This is a genomic window from Mesorhizobium sp. HAY1-8B (assembly GCF_056868045.1).
Genome location: NZ_CP200321.1, coordinates 3,340,436 through 3,359,407 on the forward strand (window position 1 = coordinate 3,340,436; position 18,972 = coordinate 3,359,407).

Sequence of the window (18,972 nt, forward strand, 5' to 3'; positions counted from 1 at the left end):
CCCGTCGATTGGGAAAGGGTTCCGGAAGCGTTTGCCGTCACATTCTCCCGAGCAATATTTTTCCTGCCTTTTCTCGATTGGAGGCCCTGCGAACAGAAATTTCCGGGTTCTGGCGAAAGCATGGAAAATTCATTCTCGAACCGATGCCTGCCAGGCTCGTCTTGCATTGTTCTGCCGTGCGCCGATCTGCTAGAACGCCCGCACGAAAACACTTTGTCCAGAAGCGAAGCTTGAACCGGGCGCAAAAAGCTCGATGATTTGACGCAAGGTCTTCTGTAGCAAGGCACGAGAGAACGCTCACAGTCCATGACCATAGCGCTTACGCATCTGCAGCGGCTTGAAGCCGAGTCCATCCACATATTCCGCGAGGTCGCGGCCGCCTTCACCAAGCCGGTCATGCTCTATTCGGTCGGCAAGGATTCATCCGTGCTGATGCATCTGGCAATGAAGGCGTTCTATCCCGCCAAGCCGCCATTTCCATTTCTTCACGTCGACACCACCTGGAAATTCCGCGAAATGATCGCTTTTCGCGATCAAATGGCGCAAAAACTCGGCTTCGACCTGCTGGTCCATGTCAACGAAGACGGCGTGCGCGACAACATCAATCCGTTCGACCACGGCTCGAACACTCATACTCATGTGATGAAGACCGTGGCGCTGCGCCAGGCGCTCGACAAATACGGTTTCGATGCCGCCTTTGGCGGCGCTCGCCGCGACGAGGAGAAGTCGCGCGCCAAGGAGCGCATATTCTCGTTCCGCAATGCCCAGCATGTGTGGGATCCGAAGAACCAGCGCCCCGAAATGTGGAAGATATTCAACACCCGCATCGCATCGGGCGAATCGATCCGCGTCTTCCCGCTGTCGAACTGGACCGAACTCGATATCTGGCAGTACATCCTGCAGGAGAACATCCCGATCGTGCCGCTCTATTTCGCCAAGGAACGGCCGGTGGTGGAACGCGACGGCATGCTGATCCTCAAGGACGACGACCGCATGAAACTGCGTCCCGGCGAGACGGTGGAGAACCGGCTGGTCCGGTTCCGTACTTTAGGCTGCTATCCGCTGACCGGCGCCATCGAATCCGATGCCGACACGCTCGAAGCCATCGTTGGCGAGATGCTGACCGCGCGCACCTCTGAACGCCAAGGTCGCCTGATCGACCGTGATGAGGCAGGCTCGATGGAAAAGAAGAAGCGCGAGGGGTATTTCTGACCATGCGTCATATCATGGCAAAAAGCCTTGCTCCCACCGACAGCGTCCGTGATTATCTGGCCGCGCAGGAGAAGAAGTCGCTGCTGCGCTTCCTGACCTGCGGTTCGGTCGACGACGGCAAGTCGACGCTGATCGGACGCTTGTTGTCCGACACCAAGCAGATCTTCGAGGACCAACTCGCCGCGCTCGAGCGCGATTCGCGCAAGCACGGCACCACCGGCGACGACATCGATTTCGCGCTGCTGGTGGACGGCCTCGAGGCCGAGCGCGAGCAAGGCATCACCATCGACGTCGCCTACCGCTTTTTTGCCACGCCGAAGCGCAAGTTCATCGTCGCCGACACGCCCGGCCACGAACAGTATACGCGCAACATGGCGACGGGCGCCTCGACCGCCGACCTGGCGATCGTGTTGATCGATGCAAGGCAAGGGGTGCTGCGCCAGACAAGGCGTCATTCGATCATCGCTTCGCTGCTCGGCATCCGCCATATCGTGCTGGCGGTCAACAAGATCGATCTCGTCGATTTCGACCAGGCGGTTTTCGACCGGATCGTCGAGGACTACGGACAATTCTCGCGTGATCTCGGCTTCCAGACCATCGTGCCGATCCCGATGTCGGCCCGCTACGGCGACAATGTCAGCGGCCGCTCCGACAACATGCAATGGTATTCCGGCCCGACGCTGATCGAGCACCTCGAGACCGTTTCGGTCGAAGAGGCGGCTGTCGAGCAGCCATTCCGTTTTCCGGTGCAGTACGTCAACCGCCCCAATCTCGACTTCCGCGGCTTTGCCGGCACGATCGCGTCCGGCGCCATTGCGCCAGGCGACGAGGTCGTGGTCGCCAAATCCGGCAAGTCCTCGCATGTCAAACGCATTGTCGCCTATGGCGGCGATCTCAAACAGGCGGTGGCCGGCCAGGCCATCACGCTCGTTCTTGACGATGAGGTCGAGGTCTCCAGAGGCAATATGCTGGTTTCGCCGGCCGCCAGGCCGCAGGTTGCCGATCAGTTCGCCGCCAACATCGTCTGGTTTGACGAGCATGCGCTGCTGCCGGGCCGTTCCTACATCCTGCGCACCGAAACAGACCAGACCAGCGCTACCGTCACCGACCTGAAATACCGTATCAATGTCAACGACTTCGCCCATGAAGCAGCCAAGTCGCTTGAAATGAACGAAGTCGGCATCTGCAACATCTCGACGCGGGTGCCGATCGCCTTCGATCCCTTCGCCGAGAATCGCACCACCGGCGCTTTCATCCTGATCGATCGCATCTCGAACGCCACCGTCGGCGCCGGCATGATAGTGCATTCGCTGCGTCGTGCCGAAAACATCCACTGGCAATCGCTCGATGTCGGCAAGCGCGTGCGCGCCGATATGAAGAACCAGCGGCCCGCCGTGTTCTGGTTCACCGGGCTTTCGGGCTCCGGCAAGTCGACCATCGCCAATTTGTTCGAGAAGAAGCTGTTCGCCACCGGCCGGCACACCTATATCCTGGACGGCGACAATGTCCGTCACGGTCTCAACCGCGATCTAGGATTCACCGATGCCGACCGGGTCGAGAACATCCGCCGCGTGGCCGAAGTGGCCAAGCTCATGGCCGATGCCGGGCTGATCGTCATTGTCTCGTTCATTTCGCCGTTCAGCGCCGAACGGCGCATGGCGCGCGAACTGATGGCCGACGGCGAGTTCATCGAGGTGTTTGTCGACACGCCTTTCGAGGAGTGCGCCAGGCGCGATCCGAAGGGCCTCTATGCCCGGGCGCTGAACGGCGAGATCAAGAACTTCACCGGTGTCGATTCTCCTTACGAAGCACCGGAAAAACCGGAAATCCATCTCAAGACGCTCGGCAGATCGGCTGAAGAGATGGTAGATGCCCTGGAACACTGGCTGAACGAGCGTGACATTGCCGAAGACCAATATGACAATGGCGGCGGTATCTGACGACGAGTCGATGCTCGACATCTTCGAGCAACTGGCCCTGGCGGCCGGACGCGAGGTCATGCGTGTGTTCCACGCAGGCTGCGCGGTTGACCGCAAATCAGATTCCTCGCCGGTGACCGAGGCGGACCGCGAGAGCGAGAAGATCATTCTCGCCGGCCTGCGCGCCGCATTTCCCGAGATTCCCTGCGTGGCCGAGGAGGAAGCGGCGGCCGGTGTCATGCCGCCCGATCTTGGCGACGCCTTCTTCCTCGTCGATCCGCTCGACGGTACCAAGGAATTCGTCAATCGCCGCACCGACTTCACCGTCAACATCGCGCTTGTGCGCCATGGGGTGCCGGAAGTCGGTGTCGTCTTCGCGCCTTGCACAGGCCGCTTCTTTTCCGGCCGGCCGGGCAGGGCGGAAGCCCTGGAAATCGACGGCGACTACCAGATCGTCGGCCGCAGGCCGATTTCGGTGAGAACGGCAGCGGCCCCGCTGGCCGTGGTTGCCAGCCGGTCGCACAACACGCCGGAAACCGAAGCCTATATTCGCGACCTCGGCGCCGCCGAGATCGTCTCGGTCGGGTCGTCCTTGAAATTCTGCCTTCTGGCGAGTGCCGAGGCGGACGTCTATCCGCGTTTCGGCCGCACCATGGAATGGGACACCGCTGCGGGCGACGCTGTGTTGCGCGCGGCGGGCGGTATGACACGCACGCTGGACGGCAAGCCCTTGGCCTACGGCAAACGCGATCAGGCCGACGACGAGGATTTCGCCAACCCGCATTTCATCGCCAGCGGCAGGCCAGGGGCAGGCCCAGCCTGAGAGCCGCTGCCGATTACTCGGCTGCGGCCTGCGCCGAGTTCGAGCCGATATAGTTGCGGATCGTCTCGATGATCCGGTCCTGGTCGGCTTCGCTGAGATAGGGGTGCATCGGCAGGCATAGGATGCGCTTCGGCAGGTCCTCCGAAACAGCAAGGCCGGTCGGCGTGCGCGGGTAGTCGCGATAGGCGACCTGCGCATGCAGCGGCTTGACGTAGTAGATGACGGACGGAATGCCCTTCTCTCCGAGATGCGCCTTCAGACCGTCGCGCTTGGGCGTCTCGATCGCGTATTGGGCCCAGGCGGAGCGGCTGCCATCGAGATTGCGGGCAGCCGTGACGATGTCGCCGAGCCCTTCGGCATAGCGATTTGCCACCACCTGGCGCGCGACCATCTCCTCTTCGAGGATGGCGAGCTTTTCTATGAGGATCGCCGCCTGCAGCGTGTCGAGACGCGAATTGATGCCGACGCGAACATTGTCGTACTGGGTCTCGCCCTTGCCGTGGAAGGCGAAGGAACGCAGCTTGTCGGCCAGCGCGTCATCGTTGGTGAACATCGCGCCGCCGTCGCCATAGCAGCCAAGCGGCTTGGCCGGGTAGAAGCTGGTCGAGCCGACATGGCCGAAGGCGCCGCACATTTTGCCGTCATGCGATCCGCCCATCGACTGGGCGGCGTCCTCGATCACCAACAGTCCTTCGCGGTCGGCAATGGCCATGATTGCCTCGTAGTTGGCGGCTAGGCCGAACAGGTCGACCGGGATGATCGCCTTCGGCTTCAGCCGGCCTTCCTTCTTGATCATGGCGATGGCCGCCTCGAGACTGGCGATGTCGATGTTGTAGGTAACTGGATCGACATCGACGAACACGGGTTCCGCCTTGGCCAGCGCCACCACTTCGGCGGTGGCGGCGAAGGTGAAGCTCGGCACGAACACGGCATCGCCCGGGCCGATGCCGGCCGCAAACAGCGGCAGCAGCAGCGCGTCGGTGCCGTTGGCGCAGGCCACGACATGCTTGGTGCCGACATAGGCGGCGAGCTTCTTCTCGAATTCAGCGACCTGGGGGCCGAGGATGTAGCGACCGTCCTCGACAACATGGTCGATCGCGGCTTTCAGCCGGTCGCGGATGCGTTCGCGCTGCGCGCCAAGATCAATGAACTGCATGTCGGCCTCAAAAACGGTTTTTAACAAGGCGGTTTAGCCAGATAACGGCCCGCTGGTACCAGAGTTGCGCCTGCCGAGAAAGCCGCACAATCGGGGCCGCCGGTTGCCCGGCTGTCGCGGTCTGTTACCACTGCTTTCCGGCGGATACTGGCCAGATGCCGGAAATCCGGGCCTCGTCGGGCGCAATCCAGCCTTTATAGCCCTGGGGAACGGTCCTGCGAAACATAAAGTGATCGACTGGCTCAACTTATGTTGAACGTTGCTCAGCAATTTCGTGCCGCCACGGTGGATTGGCGCCGGCGCGTGATACGGTCACCGCCGCTGCCTTGGCACCAAGCGCCAGTGCCTTGCGGATCGCGTCTTGTGTGAGGCCGCCGATGGCCGCCTTCGTCAGCAGGCCCTGTTCATGCAGCGAGGCGAGGATGCCGGCGTTGAACGTATCGCCCGCACCGACCGTGTCGACCACCTCGACCTTTTCCGGCATCACGGTGACGGCGTGGTCCTTGGTGTAACCGACGGCGCCTTCGCTGCCATGCGTGACGACGATCAGTTTCGGGCCGCGCTCGAGCCAGTTTCGCACGACGTCCTCGTGCGAACCCGCTTCGCCGAACCAGTTCAGGTCCTCGTCCGACAGTTTCACGATGTCGGCCATCGCCATCATCTCCCGGATGCGCCTGAGGTGCTTGGCCTTGTCCGGGATGAAGTTCGGCCGGATGTTGGGATCGAGCATCATGACACGGCTCGCATGCTCGCGCCGCATGAACTCTTCATAGGCACTGCCGGCAGGCTCCGAGATCAGGCTGATGGCGCCGAACAGCATGGCCTCGATCTCGTTGCCAAGCGCCGGCAGGTCATCGATGGTAAGCAGGCGTCCGGCGGTATTCTCGTCGTAGAAGGTATAGGTCGCCTGGCCGTTGGTGAGCTTCACGAAAGCCAGCGTCGTCGGCCTGGGCGAGGTATGGGCGTAGGTGGAACTGACCTTGCTCGCCCCCAGCGCGTCCCTGAACTGGCCGCCGAAAAGATCCGACGACAGGCCCGAAAAGAAGCCGGCTGGCGCGCCGAGCCGTCCAAGCGCGATAGCCGTGTTGAACACCGCGCCACCGACATAGGGAGCAAAGGCAGGCTCCCCCTGCGTCGTGGTGCGCGGCAACATGTCGATCAGGGCTTCGCCGCAGCAAAGGATCATGGCTTCCCGGTCTCCGGCGGATAGATCACGCCCTTACGGATGATGATGTTGGCGTAAAGCCGCGGCTCGCTTGTCGCGACGATGGCATGCGCCGTTTTGACCCGTGCATAGAAGTCGGCGCCGGCCAGCGCAACCACCTTGCGGCCGGGCGCGTGTTTGGCACAGGTCGCCTCTATCTCGTGATGGACTGGATCGGCGCGCGACGGGTCGCCTTTCACGGATGCGCGGAACAACGCTTCCGGCACCGCGTCGTCCACCGGCAGGATGCTCAGGATCGCGTCGAGCACCGGAATGAGCGGATGACCGTCGGCCCGGATGAGGCGCCTTGCCTGCTCCTCTGCCGGATAGTTTCCGTCGACCAGGGCGATCTCGTCGCCATGGCCCATGGCGCGCAATGTCGCCAGAAGTTCCGGACCGAGCAACGCCGGGATTCCGATCAGCATTCAGGCGCTCCTGGAAATCGTTGTCGAACCGATCAGGAAGCGTTCGGACAGCGGCAGGCTGGCGCCGCCGAGCGCCCGGGCATGGATGCCGACGGTTCCCTCGCGAACCGCAGGTAGTTTCAGGCCTTCGCCGTCGATTGTCGCGATGGCCGCGATAATGGCATTGACCAGCCGACGGCGCACCGCCTGCGGCATCCAGCCGTCGACCACCGCCGCCTCGAAATCGATGACCGAGGACGCCGCGACGATGGCATAGGCAAGCGCCTGTGAGGCACTGGCGATCCAGTCGTCGAGTTCGGAGCCGATCTCGCCCCAGTCCTCGGGTGACGTCCACAGATGCGAAGCTTCGACGCCGCGGGCATTGAGCGCTTTTTCCAGCATGGCGATCGACGCCACGTCGATCAGCTGGGTCGGCTTGCCGTCCGGTCCGGGCACCGGCATGGAGCCGAGCGCGCCGGCATTGCCGGTCGGGCCGCCGAACAGCCGGCCGTTGAGCACGATGCCGCCGCCGGCGAAGGCGCCGATGTAGAAATAAACGAAGTCACGCGCGCCGCCCGCCTGGCCGAAGACGAGTTCCGCGCCGCAGGCCGACGTGGCGTCGTTTTGCAGATAGACCGGAAAATCGCATTGCGCCTGGATATCGCCCCTGATGTCGCGGTGGCGCCATTCGTTCATGACGTCGCGCGGCGCGCCGGCGGTGTCGGCCCAGTTCCACAATTCGAACGGCATGGCGATGCCGAGCCCGGCAATGCGCTTGTCCTGCGCCGGCGTCAGTTCGCCGCGCATCTTTTTCATGCCATCGGTGACGAATTCCACCGTCTCGCGCGGTGCCGGATAGCGATAGGAGTGCTGCAGCATCGAGCGGACATTTCCGAGAAAATCGATCAGCACCAGTTCCGCGCTGCGGCGGCCGATCTTGAGGCCGATGAAGAAGGCGCCCTCCGGATTGAGCGCCATCGGTATCGAGGGCTGGCCGATCTTGCCGCGCAGCGGCGCCTGGCGCACGAGCAGGCCTTCTTCCTCCAATTCGCGCATGATGACCGAAACCGTCTGTGCCGACAGTCCGGTCATGCGCGCGATATCGGATTTCGCCAGGCTGCCATGCTGACGCACCAACGAGAGCACCAGCCGCTCGTTGTGGTCGCGCATGCCGCTCTGGTTGGTGCCGCGGTGAATCAGGCTCTCATTCGCTTCGGGCGAACCGTGCCTCGCAGTGGCGGTTTCCACCCTGTTCCTCCCGTCGTTTCCCCTCAATGCTTTTGGGCCAGAATGAGTGAAGGACGCAAGGCTGTCAATAATAAATAAGAGTGATTTAATTATTGACAGGACCCTCGGTCTGGTGTCTTTTGAAGAGGCGTCCACGCTGGGAGAAATTCGTTGGATGCGCCGTAGATGCCGGTTGGCCGGCATCCGGAATGGTTCCACTGGGAGGAAGATCGTGACCAATACAAAACTATTGAAATCGACCGTGTTTGCCGCGGCTGCCCTGGGTCTGATGGCGTTTGCATCGTCCGCATCCGCGGCCGGTGTCGGCGCTTGCCTGATCACCAAGACCGATACCAACCCCTTCTTCGTCAAGATGAAGGAAGGTGCCACGGCGAAGGCCAAGGAACTCGGCGTCGACCTCAAGACCTATGCCGGCAAGATCGACGGCGACAGTGAGAGCCAGGTGGCGGCGATCGAAAGCTGCATCGCCGACGGCGCCAAGGGTATCCTGATCACCGCCTCCGACACCAAGGGCATCGTGCCGACCGTCAAGAAGGCCCGCGACGCCGGCCTGCTGGTAATCGCGCTCGACACGCCGCTCGACCCGATCGACGCGGCCGACGCGACCTTCGCCACCGACAATCTGGAAGCCGGCAAGCTGATCGGCGCCTGGGCCGCCGCGACGCTCGGCGACAAGGCCAAGGACGCCAAGATCGGTTTCCTCGACCTGACCCCGTCGCAGCCGACGGTGGACGTGCTGCGCGACCAGGGCTTCATGATGGGCTACGGCATCGACGTGAAGGATCCCAACAAGATCGGCGATGAGACCGATCCGCGCATCGTCGGCCACGACGTCACCAACGGCAACGAGGAGGGCGGCCGCAAGGCGATGGAGAACCTTCTGCAGAAGGACAACACCATCAACGTCATCCACACCATCAACGAGCCGGCCGCTGTCGGCGCCTACCAGGCGCTCAAGGCCGTCGGCCTTGAAAAGCAGGTGCTGATCGTCTCCGTCGACGGCGGCTGCCCCGGTGTGAAGTCCGTGACAGAGGGTGTCATCGGCGCGACGTCGCAGCAGTACCCGCTGCAGATGGCAGCGCTCGGCATCGAGGCGATCGCCGCCTTCGCCAAGGATGGAACCAAGCCGAAGCCGACCGAAGGCAAGAATTTCTTCGACACCGGCGTCAACCTGGTGACCGACAAGCCGGCCAAGGGCGTGAAGTCCATCGACACCAAGGAAGGCCTCGCCAAGTGCTGGGGCTGATGCTGGTCTGACCGGCAATTACCGAACTCGAGCGGTCGGGGCTTGATCCCCGGCCGCTTCGGGTGGACGATGGCTCGCGTGACCGCGAACAATCCCGGCGATAGACCGGAAAGGCGTGGACGGGCGTCGGCGCGTGGCTGACACCCTACGGGGAGGAAACATGTCTCAGGCTCAGGAATTCGAGAAAGTTCTCTCGAGCAGCGACACCAGCGTTGCTGCGTTCGACGAGCACAAGTCGGCAGTCAGGCGCATCCAGCATTTCCTGCATTCGACACCGGCGGCGGTGCCGCTGATCGTGCTGGTCCTGTCGATCATGATCTTCGGCATCACCATTGGCGGGCGCTTCTTCTCGTCCTACACGTTGACGCTGATCCTGCAGCAGATTGCCATCGTCGGTATTCTGGGCGCTGCGCAGACGCTGGTCATCCTGACCGCCGGCATCGACCTGTCGATCGGCGTCATCATGGTGATTTCAGCCGTGATCATGGGCAATTGCGCCGTCAGCTACGGCCTGCCGAGCGTGCTCGCGGTGGCGATCGGGCTTGCCGCCGGTGCTGCCTGCGGGCTGCTCAACGGGTTGCTGGTCGCCTACATGAAGCTGCCGCCTTTCATCGTGACGCTGGGCACCTGGAACATCGTCATGGCCACGAACTTCATCTATTCGGCCAACGAGACGATCCGTGACACCGACGTCGACACCCAGGCGCCGCTGCTGCATCTGTTCGCCCTGAGCTTCAAGGTCGGAACCGCGGTGCTGACGCTAGGCGTCATCGCCATGGTCGCGCTGGTGCTGCTCCTCTGGTACGTGCTCAACCACACCGCTTGGGGCCGCCATGTCTACGCCGTCGGCGACGACCAGGAGGCGGCCAAGCTGTCGGGCATCCAGACCAAGAAGGTGCTGGTCACCGTCTACACTCTTGCCGGGCTGATCGCCGCTTTCGCCGCCTGGGTCTCCATCGGCCGCAACGGTTCGATCTCGCCGTCGGCGGCAGTCACCGACTACAATCTGCAGGCGATCACCGCCACGGTGATCGGCGGTATCTCTCTCTTCGGCGGGCGCGGCTCGATCCTGGGCACGCTGTTCGGCGCCATGATCGTCGGCGTCGTCTCGATGGGACTCAACATGCTGGGCGCCGATCCGCAATGGAAAGTGCTGCTCACCGGTGTGTTGATCATCGGCGCCGTGGCGGTCGACCAATGGATCAGAAAGGTTTCGGCATAGTCATGACCCAGGAGCCCATTCTCACCGCGCGTGGCTTGGTCAAGCGCTATGGCCGCGTCACCGCCCTCGACAATGCCGACTTCGACCTCTACCCCGGCGAAATTCTCGCCGTCATCGGCGACAACGGTGCCGGCAAGTCATCGCTCATCAAGGCGATTTCAGGCGCCGTAGTGCCTGACGAAGGCGAAATAAGGCTTGAAGGCAAAACCGTTGCCTTCAAGTCGCCAATGGAAGCCCGCGAAGCCGGCATCGAAACCGTCTACCAGAACCTGGCCCTGTCGCCGGCACTGTCGATCGCCGACAACATGTTTCTCGGCCGTGAGATACGTAAACCCGGCTTTCTCGGCCAATGGCTGCGCATGCTCGACCGTCCGGCGATGGAAAAGCGCGCGCGCGACAAGCTGACAGAACTCGGCTTGATGACCATCCAGAACATCGGCCAGGCGGTGGAGACGCTCTCGGGCGGCCAGCGCCAGGGTGTCGCGGTGGCGCGTGCCGCTGCCTTCGGCAGCCGCGTTGTGATCATGGACGAACCGACGGCCGCCCTTGGCGTCAAGGAGAGCCGCCGCGTGCTCGAACTGATCCTCGACGTCAAGAAGCGCGGCCTGCCCATCGTGCTGATCTCGCACAACATGCCGCATGTCTTCGAGGTGGCCGACCGTGTCCACATCCACCGCCTCGGTCGTCGTCTCGCCGTCATCGATCCCAAGCAGTATACGATGTCCGATGCGGTCGCCTTCATGACCGGCGCGAAGGCGCCTCCGGAGGCCGCGCTGGCCGCCTGACCGCCAAATTGCCGCAGGGTAAGCTGGCGGACCTTAATCTAAATCGATTGAATATATGCTGCAATGCAGTAACATGGGCTGGGATGAATGGTGAAAGCCGGTATGATCGTGGCAACCGCACGAGAGGCAGCATGACGCGCGCGATGACATCCGAAACCCTTCCGCCACTGCTCGAAAATCCAGATCCAAAGACGCTCGCAAGGGAAGTCTTGATGGCCCTCAAATACAGGGTCGGCAAGGACACCACCGTCGCGACGCAATATGATTGGCTGACCGCCTCGATCAAGGTCGTGCGCGACCGCATCGTCGATCACTGGATGCAGGCAACCAAAGAGGCCTATGACCAGCAGGAAAAGCGCGTCTATTACCTGTCGCTGGAATTCCTCATCGGCCGCCTGATGCGCGACGCCTTCTCCAATCTCGGCCTGATGGACAATATGCGCGAGGCGCTGTCGTCTCTCGGCGTCGACCTCGATCTCATCGCGGCGCTCGAGCCCGATGCCGCGCTCGGCAATGGCGGCCTTGGCCGGCTCGCCGCCTGCTTCATGGAAAGCATGGCGACCGTCGACATTCCTGCGCATGGCTACGGCATCCGCTACGCCAACGGCATGTTCCGCCAGGAAATCCATGACGGCTGGCAGGTCGAACTGCCCGAGACCTGGCTCGATCACGGCAACCCCTGGGAGTTCGAACGGCGCGAACGCTCCTTCGAGGTCGGCTTCGGCGGCTCGGTGGAGTCCATCACGTCAAAGGATGGACGGCTCGAGCGCCATGTCTGGAAGCCGACCGAGCATGTCCTGGCCGTTGCCTACGACACGCCCGTCGTCGGCTGGCGGGCAAACCGCGTCAACACGCTGCGGCTGTGGTCGGGCATGCCGGTCGATCCGATCCTGCTCGACAAGTTCAATGCCGGCGACCACATCGGCGCGCTGGCCGAGAGCAACAAGGCCGACGCGTTGTCCCGCGTGCTCTATCCCGCCGATTCCCATGTCGCCGGGCAGGAGCTCAGGCTGCGGCAGGAATATTTCTTCTCCACCGCCTCGCTGCAGGACATCGCGCAGCGGCATCTGAGCCAATATGGCGACCTGAAGTCGCTGCCCGACAAGGCCGCGATCCACCTCAACGACACCCATCCAGCGATCGCGGTGCCGGAGCTCATGCGGCTCCTGATGGATGTCCACGGCATGGACTTCGACCTCGCCTGGGACATCACCAAGCGCACCTTCGGCTACACCAACCACACGCTCCTTCCCGAGGCGCTGGAAAGCTGGCCGGTGCCGCTGTTTGAACGGCTTTTGCCGCGCCATATGCAGATCGTCTACGCCATCAACGCGCAGGTACTTCTGGAGGCCCGCGCCACCAACCAGTTCTCGGGCGAGCAGATCAGCCGCATCTCGCTGATCCAGGAAAACGGCGACCGCCGCGTGCGCATGGGCAATCTGGCCTTTGTCGGCTCGCACTCCATCAATGGCGTCTCGGCGCTGCACACCGAGCTTATGAAGGAAACGGTGTTCGCCGACCTGCACAAGCTCTATCCCGACCGCATCAACAACAAGACCAACGGCATCACGCCGCGGCGCTGGCTGATCCAGTGCAACCCCGGACTGACCTCGCTCGCCCGCGAGGCGATCGGCGACCGGTTTCTGGACGACATCGAGGCCATCAAAGGGCTTGACAGCCTTGCCGATGACCGCGCGTTCAGGGAGAAGTTCGCTGGTGTCAAGCGACAGAACAAGGCGCGGCTGGCCAATCTCGTCGCCGACCGGCTCGGCATCAAGGTCGATCCCTCGGCGCTGTTCGACATCCAGGTCAAGCGCATCCACGAATACAAGCGCCAGCTTCTCAACATCCTCGAGGCGGTTGCGCTTTACGACCAGATGCGCTCGCATCCCGAGCGTGACTGGATGCCCCGCGTGAAGTTTTTCGGAGGCAAGGCGGCGCCCAGCTATCACAACGCCAAGCTGATCATCAAACTCGCCAATGACGTCGCCAGGGTCATCAACCGCGACCCAGCCGTTCGCGGTTTGCTGAAAGTGGTGTTCGTGCCGAATTACAATGTCAGCCTGGCCGAAATCATGATGCCGGCCGCCGACCTGTCCGAGCAGATATCGACCGCTGGCATGGAGGCGTCGGGCACCGGCAACATGAAGTTCGCGCTCAACGGCGCGTTGACCATCGGCACGCTCGACGGCGCCAATGTCGAGATCAAGGAATGCGTCGGCGACGACAACATCTTCATCTTCGGCCTGACGACGGCCGAGGTCGCCGAGCGGCGCAACAATGGCTACAACCCGCGCGCCGTGATCGAGGGTTCCCCCGAACTGGCGCAGGCGGTCGCGGCCGTATCCTCGGGTGTCTTCTCGCCGGACGACCCGGACCGCTACCGCGATCTTATCAACGGCCTCTACGACAGCGACTGGTTCATGGTCGCCGCCGATTTCGATGCCTACACCGCTGCCCAGCGCGAGGTCGACGCCGTCTGGCGCAACAGCCCGGACTGGTATGCCCGGGCGATCCGCAATGTCGCGCGCGTCGGCTGGTTCTCTTCCGATCGCACGATCCGCCAATACGCGAAAGAAATCTGGAACGTGCCTGTCTGATGTGATTGCATGAGGCCACGAACAACGTGGTCCCGGTGATGCGGGTTGAATGTCAACTCACATCACCAGAAACAAACACCTGGTGCCCTGGGAGGGACACTGCCTGATGAGGAAGCCGCGCGCGACCGCTGCGACAAGCGGGCCGGACGGACTGGCGCCAGCCAGCGATGTTGCGGCGATTGTCGCCGGTACGCACGGGGATCCGTTTGCAGTCCTTGGTGTCCACGAGATCGGCAAGAGCCTGTTTGCCCGCTGCTTCGTTCCGCATGCCGAAACCGTCGCCGCCTATACGCTGACGGGCATCGAGGCCGGTGAGTTGTCCAAGCGGGATGATGCCGGCTTCTTCGAAGGCAAGCTGTCGATCAAGAAGCGGCAACCACTGCGCTACCACGCGCGCAATGCCGGCGGCGACTGGTGGCTGACCGATCCCTATTCGTTCGGCCCGGTGCTCGGGCCGATGGACGACTACTATATCGCCGAGGGTTCGCACCTCAGGCTGTTCGACAAGCTTGGCGCGCATGTCATCGAGCACGAGGGTGCTACCGGCGTGCATTTCGCCGTCTGGGCTCCCAATGCGCGGCGCGTCTCGGTGGTCGGCGATTTCAACGACTGGGATGGCCGCCGTCACACGATGCGCGATCGCCGCGATACCGGCATCTGGGAATTGTTCGTGCCCGACATCGGTGCCGGCCGACCCTACAAATACGAGATCATCGGCCCCGATGGCGTCAGACTGCCGCTGAAGGCCGACCCGTTCGCGTTCAAATCCGAACTGCGTCCGGCCACGGCTTCGATCGTTGCCGTGCCGCCGGGGCATGAGTGGGGCGACGAGGCTCACCGCAATTTCTGGCGCAATGCCGATCACCGGCGCGAAGCCATTTCGATCTACGAAGTCCACGCCGGGTCCTGGCAGCTTGGCGACGACGGCACGTTCCTGTCATGGGACGAACTGGCCGACCGGCTGATCCCCTATGTGGTCGAGACCGGTTTCACTCACATCGAGTTCATGCCGATCTCCGAACACCCCTATGATCCGTCCTGGGGCTATCAGACGACCGGGCTCTATGCGCCGTCGGCCCGCTTCGGCGATCCGGACGGCTTTGCCCGTTTCGTCGATGGGGCGCACCGCGCCGGCGTTGGCGTCATCCTCGACTGGGTGCCGGCGCATTTTCCGGTCGACGCGCATGGACTGGCCCATTTCGACGGCACCGCGCTCTACGAACATGCCGACCCGCGCAAGGGTTTTCATCCCGACTGGAACACCGCGATCTATAATTTCGGTCGCCGGGAGGTGGTGTCTTTCCTGGTCAACAACGCGCTGTTCTGGGCCGAGAAATACCATGTCGACGGTTTGCGCGTCGATGCGGTCGCCTCGATGCTCTACCTCGACTATTCGCGCAAGGCCGGCGAATGGATCCCCAACGAGAAGGGCGGCCGCGAGAACCTCGAGGCGGTCTCCTTCCTGCAGAGGATGAACAAGGAGGTCTACGGCCACCATCCGGGCGTGATGACCATCGCCGAGGAATCCACCTCATGGCCGAAGGTCTCGGCGCCTGTGCATGAGGGCGGGCTGGGTTTCGGCTTCAAGTGGAACATGGGCTTCATGCACGACACGCTGGAGTATTTTTCCAAGGAGCCGATCTTCCGCAAGCACCACCATAACGATCTGACCTTCGGCCTGACCTACGCCTTCTCGGAGAATTTCGTGCTGCCGCTCTCGCATGACGAGGTCGTGCACGGCAAAGGCACGCTGCTGGGCAAGATGGCCGGCGACGACTGGCAGAAATTCGCGACCTTGCGCGCCTATTACGGCTTCATGTGGGGCTATCCCGGCAAGAAGCTGTTGTTCATGGGACAGGAGTTCGCGCAGCGCCGCGAATGGAGCGAGGCACGCGCGCTCGACTGGAACCTGCTCGATTTCCGCCCGCATCGCGGCGTCTGGCAGACGGTGCGCGATCTCAACTATCTCTACAGGTCGCGCCCGGCGCTGCACGGCCGCGACTGCGAGCCGGAAGGGTTTTCCTGGCTGATCGTCGACGACAGCCAGAATTCGGTTTTCGCCTGGCTGCGCAACGCGCCGGGCGGCAGCCCGGTGGCCGTCATCTCCAATTTCACGCCGGTGCCGCGCGACAATTATCGCGTGCCGTTGCCGAAGGTCGGCAAGTGGCGCGAGATCATCAACACCGACGCATCCGAATATGGCGGTTCCGGCATGGGCAATGGCGGCATGGTCGAGGCAAGGCTTGAGGGCAAGAGCATCTCGGCAACGATGCTTTTGCCGCCGCTGTCGACAATCATGCTCGAACTCGTTGCCGACTGAGCCCGTCAAGGCCGGAACAACATGGCGAGACTGAGTAACTTGGGAGGGTGGAAATGGCAGACTTGAAACGGATCCAGCCGCTGGCGCGCGATGCCATGGCCTATGTACTGGCCGGCGGCCGTGGCAGCCGCCTCAAGGAACTGACCGATCGTCGCGCCAAGCCGGCGGTCTATTTCGGCGGCAAGACGCGCATCATCGATTTCGCGCTCTCCAACGCGCTCAACTCGGGCATTCGCCGCCTTGGCGTCGCCACCCAGTACAAGGCGCATTCGCTGATCCGCCATTTGCAACGCGGCTGGAACTTCCTCAGGCCCGAACGAAACGAAAGCTTCGACATCCTTCCCGCCAGCCAGCGTGTGTCGGAAACGCAGTGGTATGAGGGCACGGCGGACGCCGTCTACCAGAACATCGACATCATCGAGGCCTATGGCCCGGAATACATGGTCATCCTCGCCGGCGACCACATCTACAAGATGGACTACGAGATGATGCTGCGCCAGCATGTCGACGCCAATGCCGACGTGACCGTCGGCTGCCTCGAAGTGCCGCGCATGGAAGCGACAGGCTTCGGCGTCATGCATGTCGATGCCAAGGACAACATCATCGCCTTCGTCGAAAAGCCCGCCGATCCGCCCGGCATTCCGGGTAACCCGGAATTCGCCCTGGCCTCGATGGGCATCTACGTCTTCAAGACCAAGTTCCTGATGGAGCAACTGCGCCGCGACGCCGCCGAGCCCGGCTCCAGCCGCGATTTCGGCAAGGACATCATCCCCTATATCGTCCAGCATGGTAAGGCGATCGCGCACCGCTTCACCAAGTCCTGCGTGCGTTCGACCGCGGAGAACGAAGCCTACTGGCGCGATGTCGGAACGGTCGACGCCTATTGGGAAGCCAATATCGACTTGACCGACGTGACGCCGGAGCTCGACCTCTACGACCGCGACTGGCCGATCTGGACCTATGCCGAGTTGAAGCCGCCGGCAAAATTCGTCCATGACGAGGATGGCCGGCGCGGCTCGGCCGTTTCCTCCCTGGTCTCGGGCGATTGCATCGTCTCCGGCGCGACGCTGAAGAAGAGCCTGATCTTTACCGGCGCGCGCATCAATTCCTATTCGACGCTGGAAGAGGTCGTCATGCTGCCCGATGTTCATGTCGGACGAAACGCAAAGTTGAAACGCGTCGTCATCGACCACGGTGTAAGGATACCGGAAGGGCTGGTGGTCGGCGAGGATCCCGTGCTCGACGCCAAGCGCTTCCGCGTTTCGGAAAAAGGCATCTGCCTGGTCACACAGGACATGATCAACAAACTCGGGCTCTAGAGCAATTCCAGGAAAAGTGTGAGAACGGGTTTCCGGAATTGCTCAGAACAGGATCGGTTAGACGCATGCAGGTTCTGTCTGTCACGCCCGAGATATTTCCGCTGATCAAGACCGGCGGGTTGGCCGATGTGACCGGTGCGCTGCCCGTCGCGCTGGCGGCCAAGGGCATGGCCATGCGCACGCTCATTCCAGGCTTTCCCGTGGTGATGGAAGGCTTCAAGAAAAGGAAGGCCGTCTACCAGTATCCGTTGCTGCAGGGCGGTAAGGCCTCCATCCACTCTGTCGAGCTTGCCGGGCTCGATCTTTTCGTGCTCGACGCGCCGCATCTGTTCGACCGTCCCGGTGGTCCCTATGGCAATGCTTCGGGCGCGGACTGGCCGGACAATTGGCGGCGCTTCGCGGCGCTGAGCCAGGCCGGCGCCGATATCGCCGGCGGCGCCATCTCGGGCTACCTGCCAGACATAGTCCATGCCCATGACTGGCAGTCGGCGATGACGCTGGCCTATATGCGCTACGGCAAGGCGGTCGGCACGCCGTCGATGATGACCGTCCACAATCTCGCCTTCCAGGGCCAGTTCGGCGCCGGCATCTTCGGCGAGCTCGGTCTGCCCGCGGTGGCGATGGCCCTTGACGGCGTCGAATATTATGGCGGCGTCGGCTTCCTCAAGGCCGGCCTGCAGGCCGCCTGGGCGATCACCACCGTCAGCCCGACCTATGCGCAGGAGATCCGCTCGCCGGAGTTCGGCATGGGTCTCGACGGCCTGATCAACATGCGGTCCAGCGATCTCTACGGCATCGTCAATGGCATCGACACGGCCATCTGGGATCCGGAGACAGACAGGCATCTGGTATCGAACTATACGGCCGCCACGCTCAAGGCGCGGGCACCGAACAAGACCGCCGTGGAGGATCGCTTCGGCCTAGACCGCGACGACAGCCCCATCGTCTGCGTCATCAGCCGGCTGACCTGGCAGAAGGGCATGGACATATTGGCGACGGTGATCGACGGTGTCGTGGCGACCGGTGTACGTTTGGCCATACTGGGCTCGGGCGACGCCGGCCTGGAAGGCGCATTGCTTGCCGCCGCCGCACGCCACCGTGGCCGCATCGGCGTGGTCGTCGGCTACGACGAAGGGCTGTCGCACACCATGCAGGGTGGCTGCGACGCCATAGTCATCCCCTCACGTTTCGAACCCTGCGGACTGACGCAGCTCTACGGCCTGCGCTACGGCTGCGTACCGGTGGTTGCCCGCACCGGCGGCCTCGCCGACACCATCATCGACGCCAATGAAGCAGCGATGGCGGCCGGCGTGGCGACAGGGTTCCAGTTCGCACCCAACAACGGCGGCGCGATGCTGCACGCCATAAGCCGCCTGGCCGAAGCCTACGCCAACCCCGCGGTCTTCGAAACCATCCAGCGCCAGGGCATGAAGACCGACGTGTCGTGGGATCGAAGCGCCGAAAAATACGTTGAACTCTATCGCCTGCTGCTTTCGAAAAGGGTTGCCTGAAGC

General features: G+C 62.7%; 14 protein-coding genes. 10 read left to right on the forward strand and 4 right to left on the reverse strand.

Going from position 1 to position 18,972, the window contains the following annotated elements:
• Positions 1-306 precede the first annotated feature (306 nt).
• From cysD to cysQ, 3 genes are read left to right on the forward strand one after another with little or no spacing between them, the layout of a single operon-like run.
• A complete protein-coding gene (gene cysD, locus AC1VON_RS15635) occupies positions 307-1,212 on the forward strand; it encodes a sulfate adenylyltransferase subunit CysD (protein ID WP_056563762.1) in 906 nt (301 codons plus the stop codon).
• 2 nt (positions 1,213-1,214) lie between these two features.
• Positions 1,215-3,152 (forward strand): sulfate adenylyltransferase subunit CysN, encoded by a 1,938-nt coding sequence (gene cysN, locus AC1VON_RS15640; RefSeq protein ID WP_483124136.1) that lies wholly within the window; start codon positions 1,215-1,217, stop codon positions 3,150-3,152.
• 10 nt (positions 3,153-3,162) lie between these two features.
• A complete protein-coding gene (gene cysQ, locus AC1VON_RS15645) occupies positions 3,163-3,954 on the forward strand; it encodes a 3'(2'),5'-bisphosphate nucleotidase CysQ (RefSeq protein WP_483126337.1) in 792 nt (263 codons plus the stop codon).
• Between the two features lie 13 nt (positions 3,955-3,967).
• Here cysQ and AC1VON_RS15650 read toward each other — a convergent pair whose 3' ends face one another.
• The 4 genes from AC1VON_RS15650 to AC1VON_RS15665 form a co-directional block, all read right to left on the reverse strand.
• Complete coding sequence (locus AC1VON_RS15650) at positions 3,968-5,110, reverse strand: DegT/DnrJ/EryC1/StrS family aminotransferase (protein WP_172351316.1); 1,143 nt, start codon at positions 5,108-5,110, stop codon at positions 3,968-3,970.
• A gap of 247 nt (positions 5,111-5,357) precedes the next feature.
• Positions 5,358-6,296 carry a carbohydrate kinase family protein gene (locus tag AC1VON_RS15655; protein WP_483124137.1) on the reverse strand — a complete coding sequence of 313 codons (939 nt, stop codon included), beginning with the start codon at positions 6,294-6,296 and terminating at the stop codon, positions 5,358-5,360.
• A complete protein-coding gene (locus tag AC1VON_RS15660) occupies positions 6,293-6,739 on the reverse strand; it encodes an RbsD/FucU family protein (protein WP_172351314.1) in 447 nt (148 codons plus the stop codon). Before AC1VON_RS15660 ends, AC1VON_RS15655 begins: the two co-directional genes overlap by 4 nt.
• A complete protein-coding gene (locus tag AC1VON_RS15665) occupies positions 6,740-7,966 on the reverse strand; it encodes an ROK family transcriptional regulator (RefSeq protein WP_172351313.1) in 1,227 nt (408 codons plus the stop codon).
• A 268-nt stretch (positions 7,967-8,234) separates the two neighbouring features.
• Between AC1VON_RS15665 and AC1VON_RS15670 the strand changes: the two genes are divergently transcribed.
• The 7 genes from AC1VON_RS15670 to glgA all read left to right on the forward strand — a co-directional run bounded on the left by AC1VON_RS15670 (position 8,235) and on the right by glgA (position 18,969).
• Positions 8,235-9,212 carry a sugar ABC transporter substrate-binding protein gene (locus AC1VON_RS15670; protein ID WP_394811859.1) on the forward strand — a complete coding sequence of 326 codons (978 nt, stop codon included), beginning with the start codon at positions 8,235-8,237 and terminating at the stop codon, positions 9,210-9,212.
• A gap of 160 nt (positions 9,213-9,372) precedes the next feature.
• Positions 9,373-10,434, forward strand: a complete 1,062-nt coding sequence (locus tag AC1VON_RS15675; protein WP_140768752.1) for an ABC transporter permease — start codon at positions 9,373-9,375, stop codon at positions 10,432-10,434.
• Positions 10,410-11,219 carry an ATP-binding cassette domain-containing protein gene (locus AC1VON_RS15680; protein WP_244493895.1) on the forward strand — a complete coding sequence of 270 codons (810 nt, stop codon included), beginning with the start codon at positions 10,410-10,412 and terminating at the stop codon, positions 11,217-11,219. The genes AC1VON_RS15675 and AC1VON_RS15680 overlap by 25 nt, the downstream gene beginning before the upstream one ends.
• 131 nt (positions 11,220-11,350) lie before the next feature.
• On the forward strand, positions 11,351-13,819 hold the full coding sequence (locus tag AC1VON_RS15685) for a glycogen/starch/alpha-glucan phosphorylase (RefSeq protein WP_483124138.1): 2,469 nt from the start codon (positions 11,351-11,353) through the stop codon (positions 13,817-13,819).
• 106 nt (positions 13,820-13,925) lie between these two features.
• Positions 13,926-16,139 (forward strand): 1,4-alpha-glucan branching protein GlgB, encoded by a 2,214-nt coding sequence (gene glgB, locus AC1VON_RS15690; RefSeq protein WP_483124139.1) that lies wholly within the window; start codon positions 13,926-13,928, stop codon positions 16,137-16,139.
• A 53-nt stretch (positions 16,140-16,192) separates the two neighbouring features.
• On the forward strand, positions 16,193-17,458 hold the full coding sequence (gene glgC, locus AC1VON_RS15695; RefSeq protein ID WP_172351310.1) for a glucose-1-phosphate adenylyltransferase: 1,266 nt from the start codon (positions 16,193-16,195) through the stop codon (positions 17,456-17,458).
• A gap of 65 nt (positions 17,459-17,523) precedes the next feature.
• Positions 17,524-18,969 (forward strand): glycogen synthase GlgA, encoded by a 1,446-nt coding sequence (gene glgA, locus AC1VON_RS15700; RefSeq protein WP_483124140.1) that lies wholly within the window; start codon positions 17,524-17,526, stop codon positions 18,967-18,969.
• Positions 18,970-18,972: the final 3 nt, after the last annotated feature.

Bases quoted from the DNA above. Each gene is read 5' to 3' on its own strand.
- cysD (WP_056563762.1), top strand. From the start codon at position 307: ATGACCATAGCGCTTACGCATCTGCAGCGGCTTGAAGCCGAGTCCATC.
- cysN (WP_483124136.1), top strand. From the start codon at position 1,215: ATGCGTCATATCATGGCAAAAAGCCTTGCTCCCACCGACAGCGTCCGT.
- cysQ (WP_483126337.1), top strand. From the start codon at position 3,163: ATGCTCGACATCTTCGAGCAACTGGCCCTGGCGGCCGGACGCGAGGTC.
- AC1VON_RS15650 (WP_172351316.1), bottom strand. From the start codon at position 5,110: ATGCAGTTCATTGATCTTGGCGCGCAGCGCGAACGCATCCGCGACCGG.
- AC1VON_RS15655 (WP_483124137.1), bottom strand. From the start codon at position 6,296: ATGATCCTTTGCTGCGGCGAAGCCCTGATCGACATGTTGCCGCGCACC.
- AC1VON_RS15660 (WP_172351314.1), bottom strand. From the start codon at position 6,739: ATGCTGATCGGAATCCCGGCGTTGCTCGGTCCGGAACTTCTGGCGACA.
- AC1VON_RS15670 (WP_394811859.1), top strand. From the start codon at position 8,235: ATGGCGTTTGCATCGTCCGCATCCGCGGCCGGTGTCGGCGCTTGCCTG.
- AC1VON_RS15675 (WP_140768752.1), top strand. From the start codon at position 9,373: ATGTCTCAGGCTCAGGAATTCGAGAAAGTTCTCTCGAGCAGCGACACC.
- AC1VON_RS15680 (WP_244493895.1), top strand. From the start codon at position 10,410: ATGGATCAGAAAGGTTTCGGCATAGTCATGACCCAGGAGCCCATTCTC.
- AC1VON_RS15685 (WP_483124138.1), top strand. From the start codon at position 11,351: ATGACGCGCGCGATGACATCCGAAACCCTTCCGCCACTGCTCGAAAAT.
- glgB (WP_483124139.1), top strand. From the start codon at position 13,926: ATGAGGAAGCCGCGCGCGACCGCTGCGACAAGCGGGCCGGACGGACTG.
- glgC (WP_172351310.1), top strand. From the start codon at position 16,193: ATGGCAGACTTGAAACGGATCCAGCCGCTGGCGCGCGATGCCATGGCC.
- glgA (WP_483124140.1), top strand. From the start codon at position 17,524: ATGCAGGTTCTGTCTGTCACGCCCGAGATATTTCCGCTGATCAAGACC.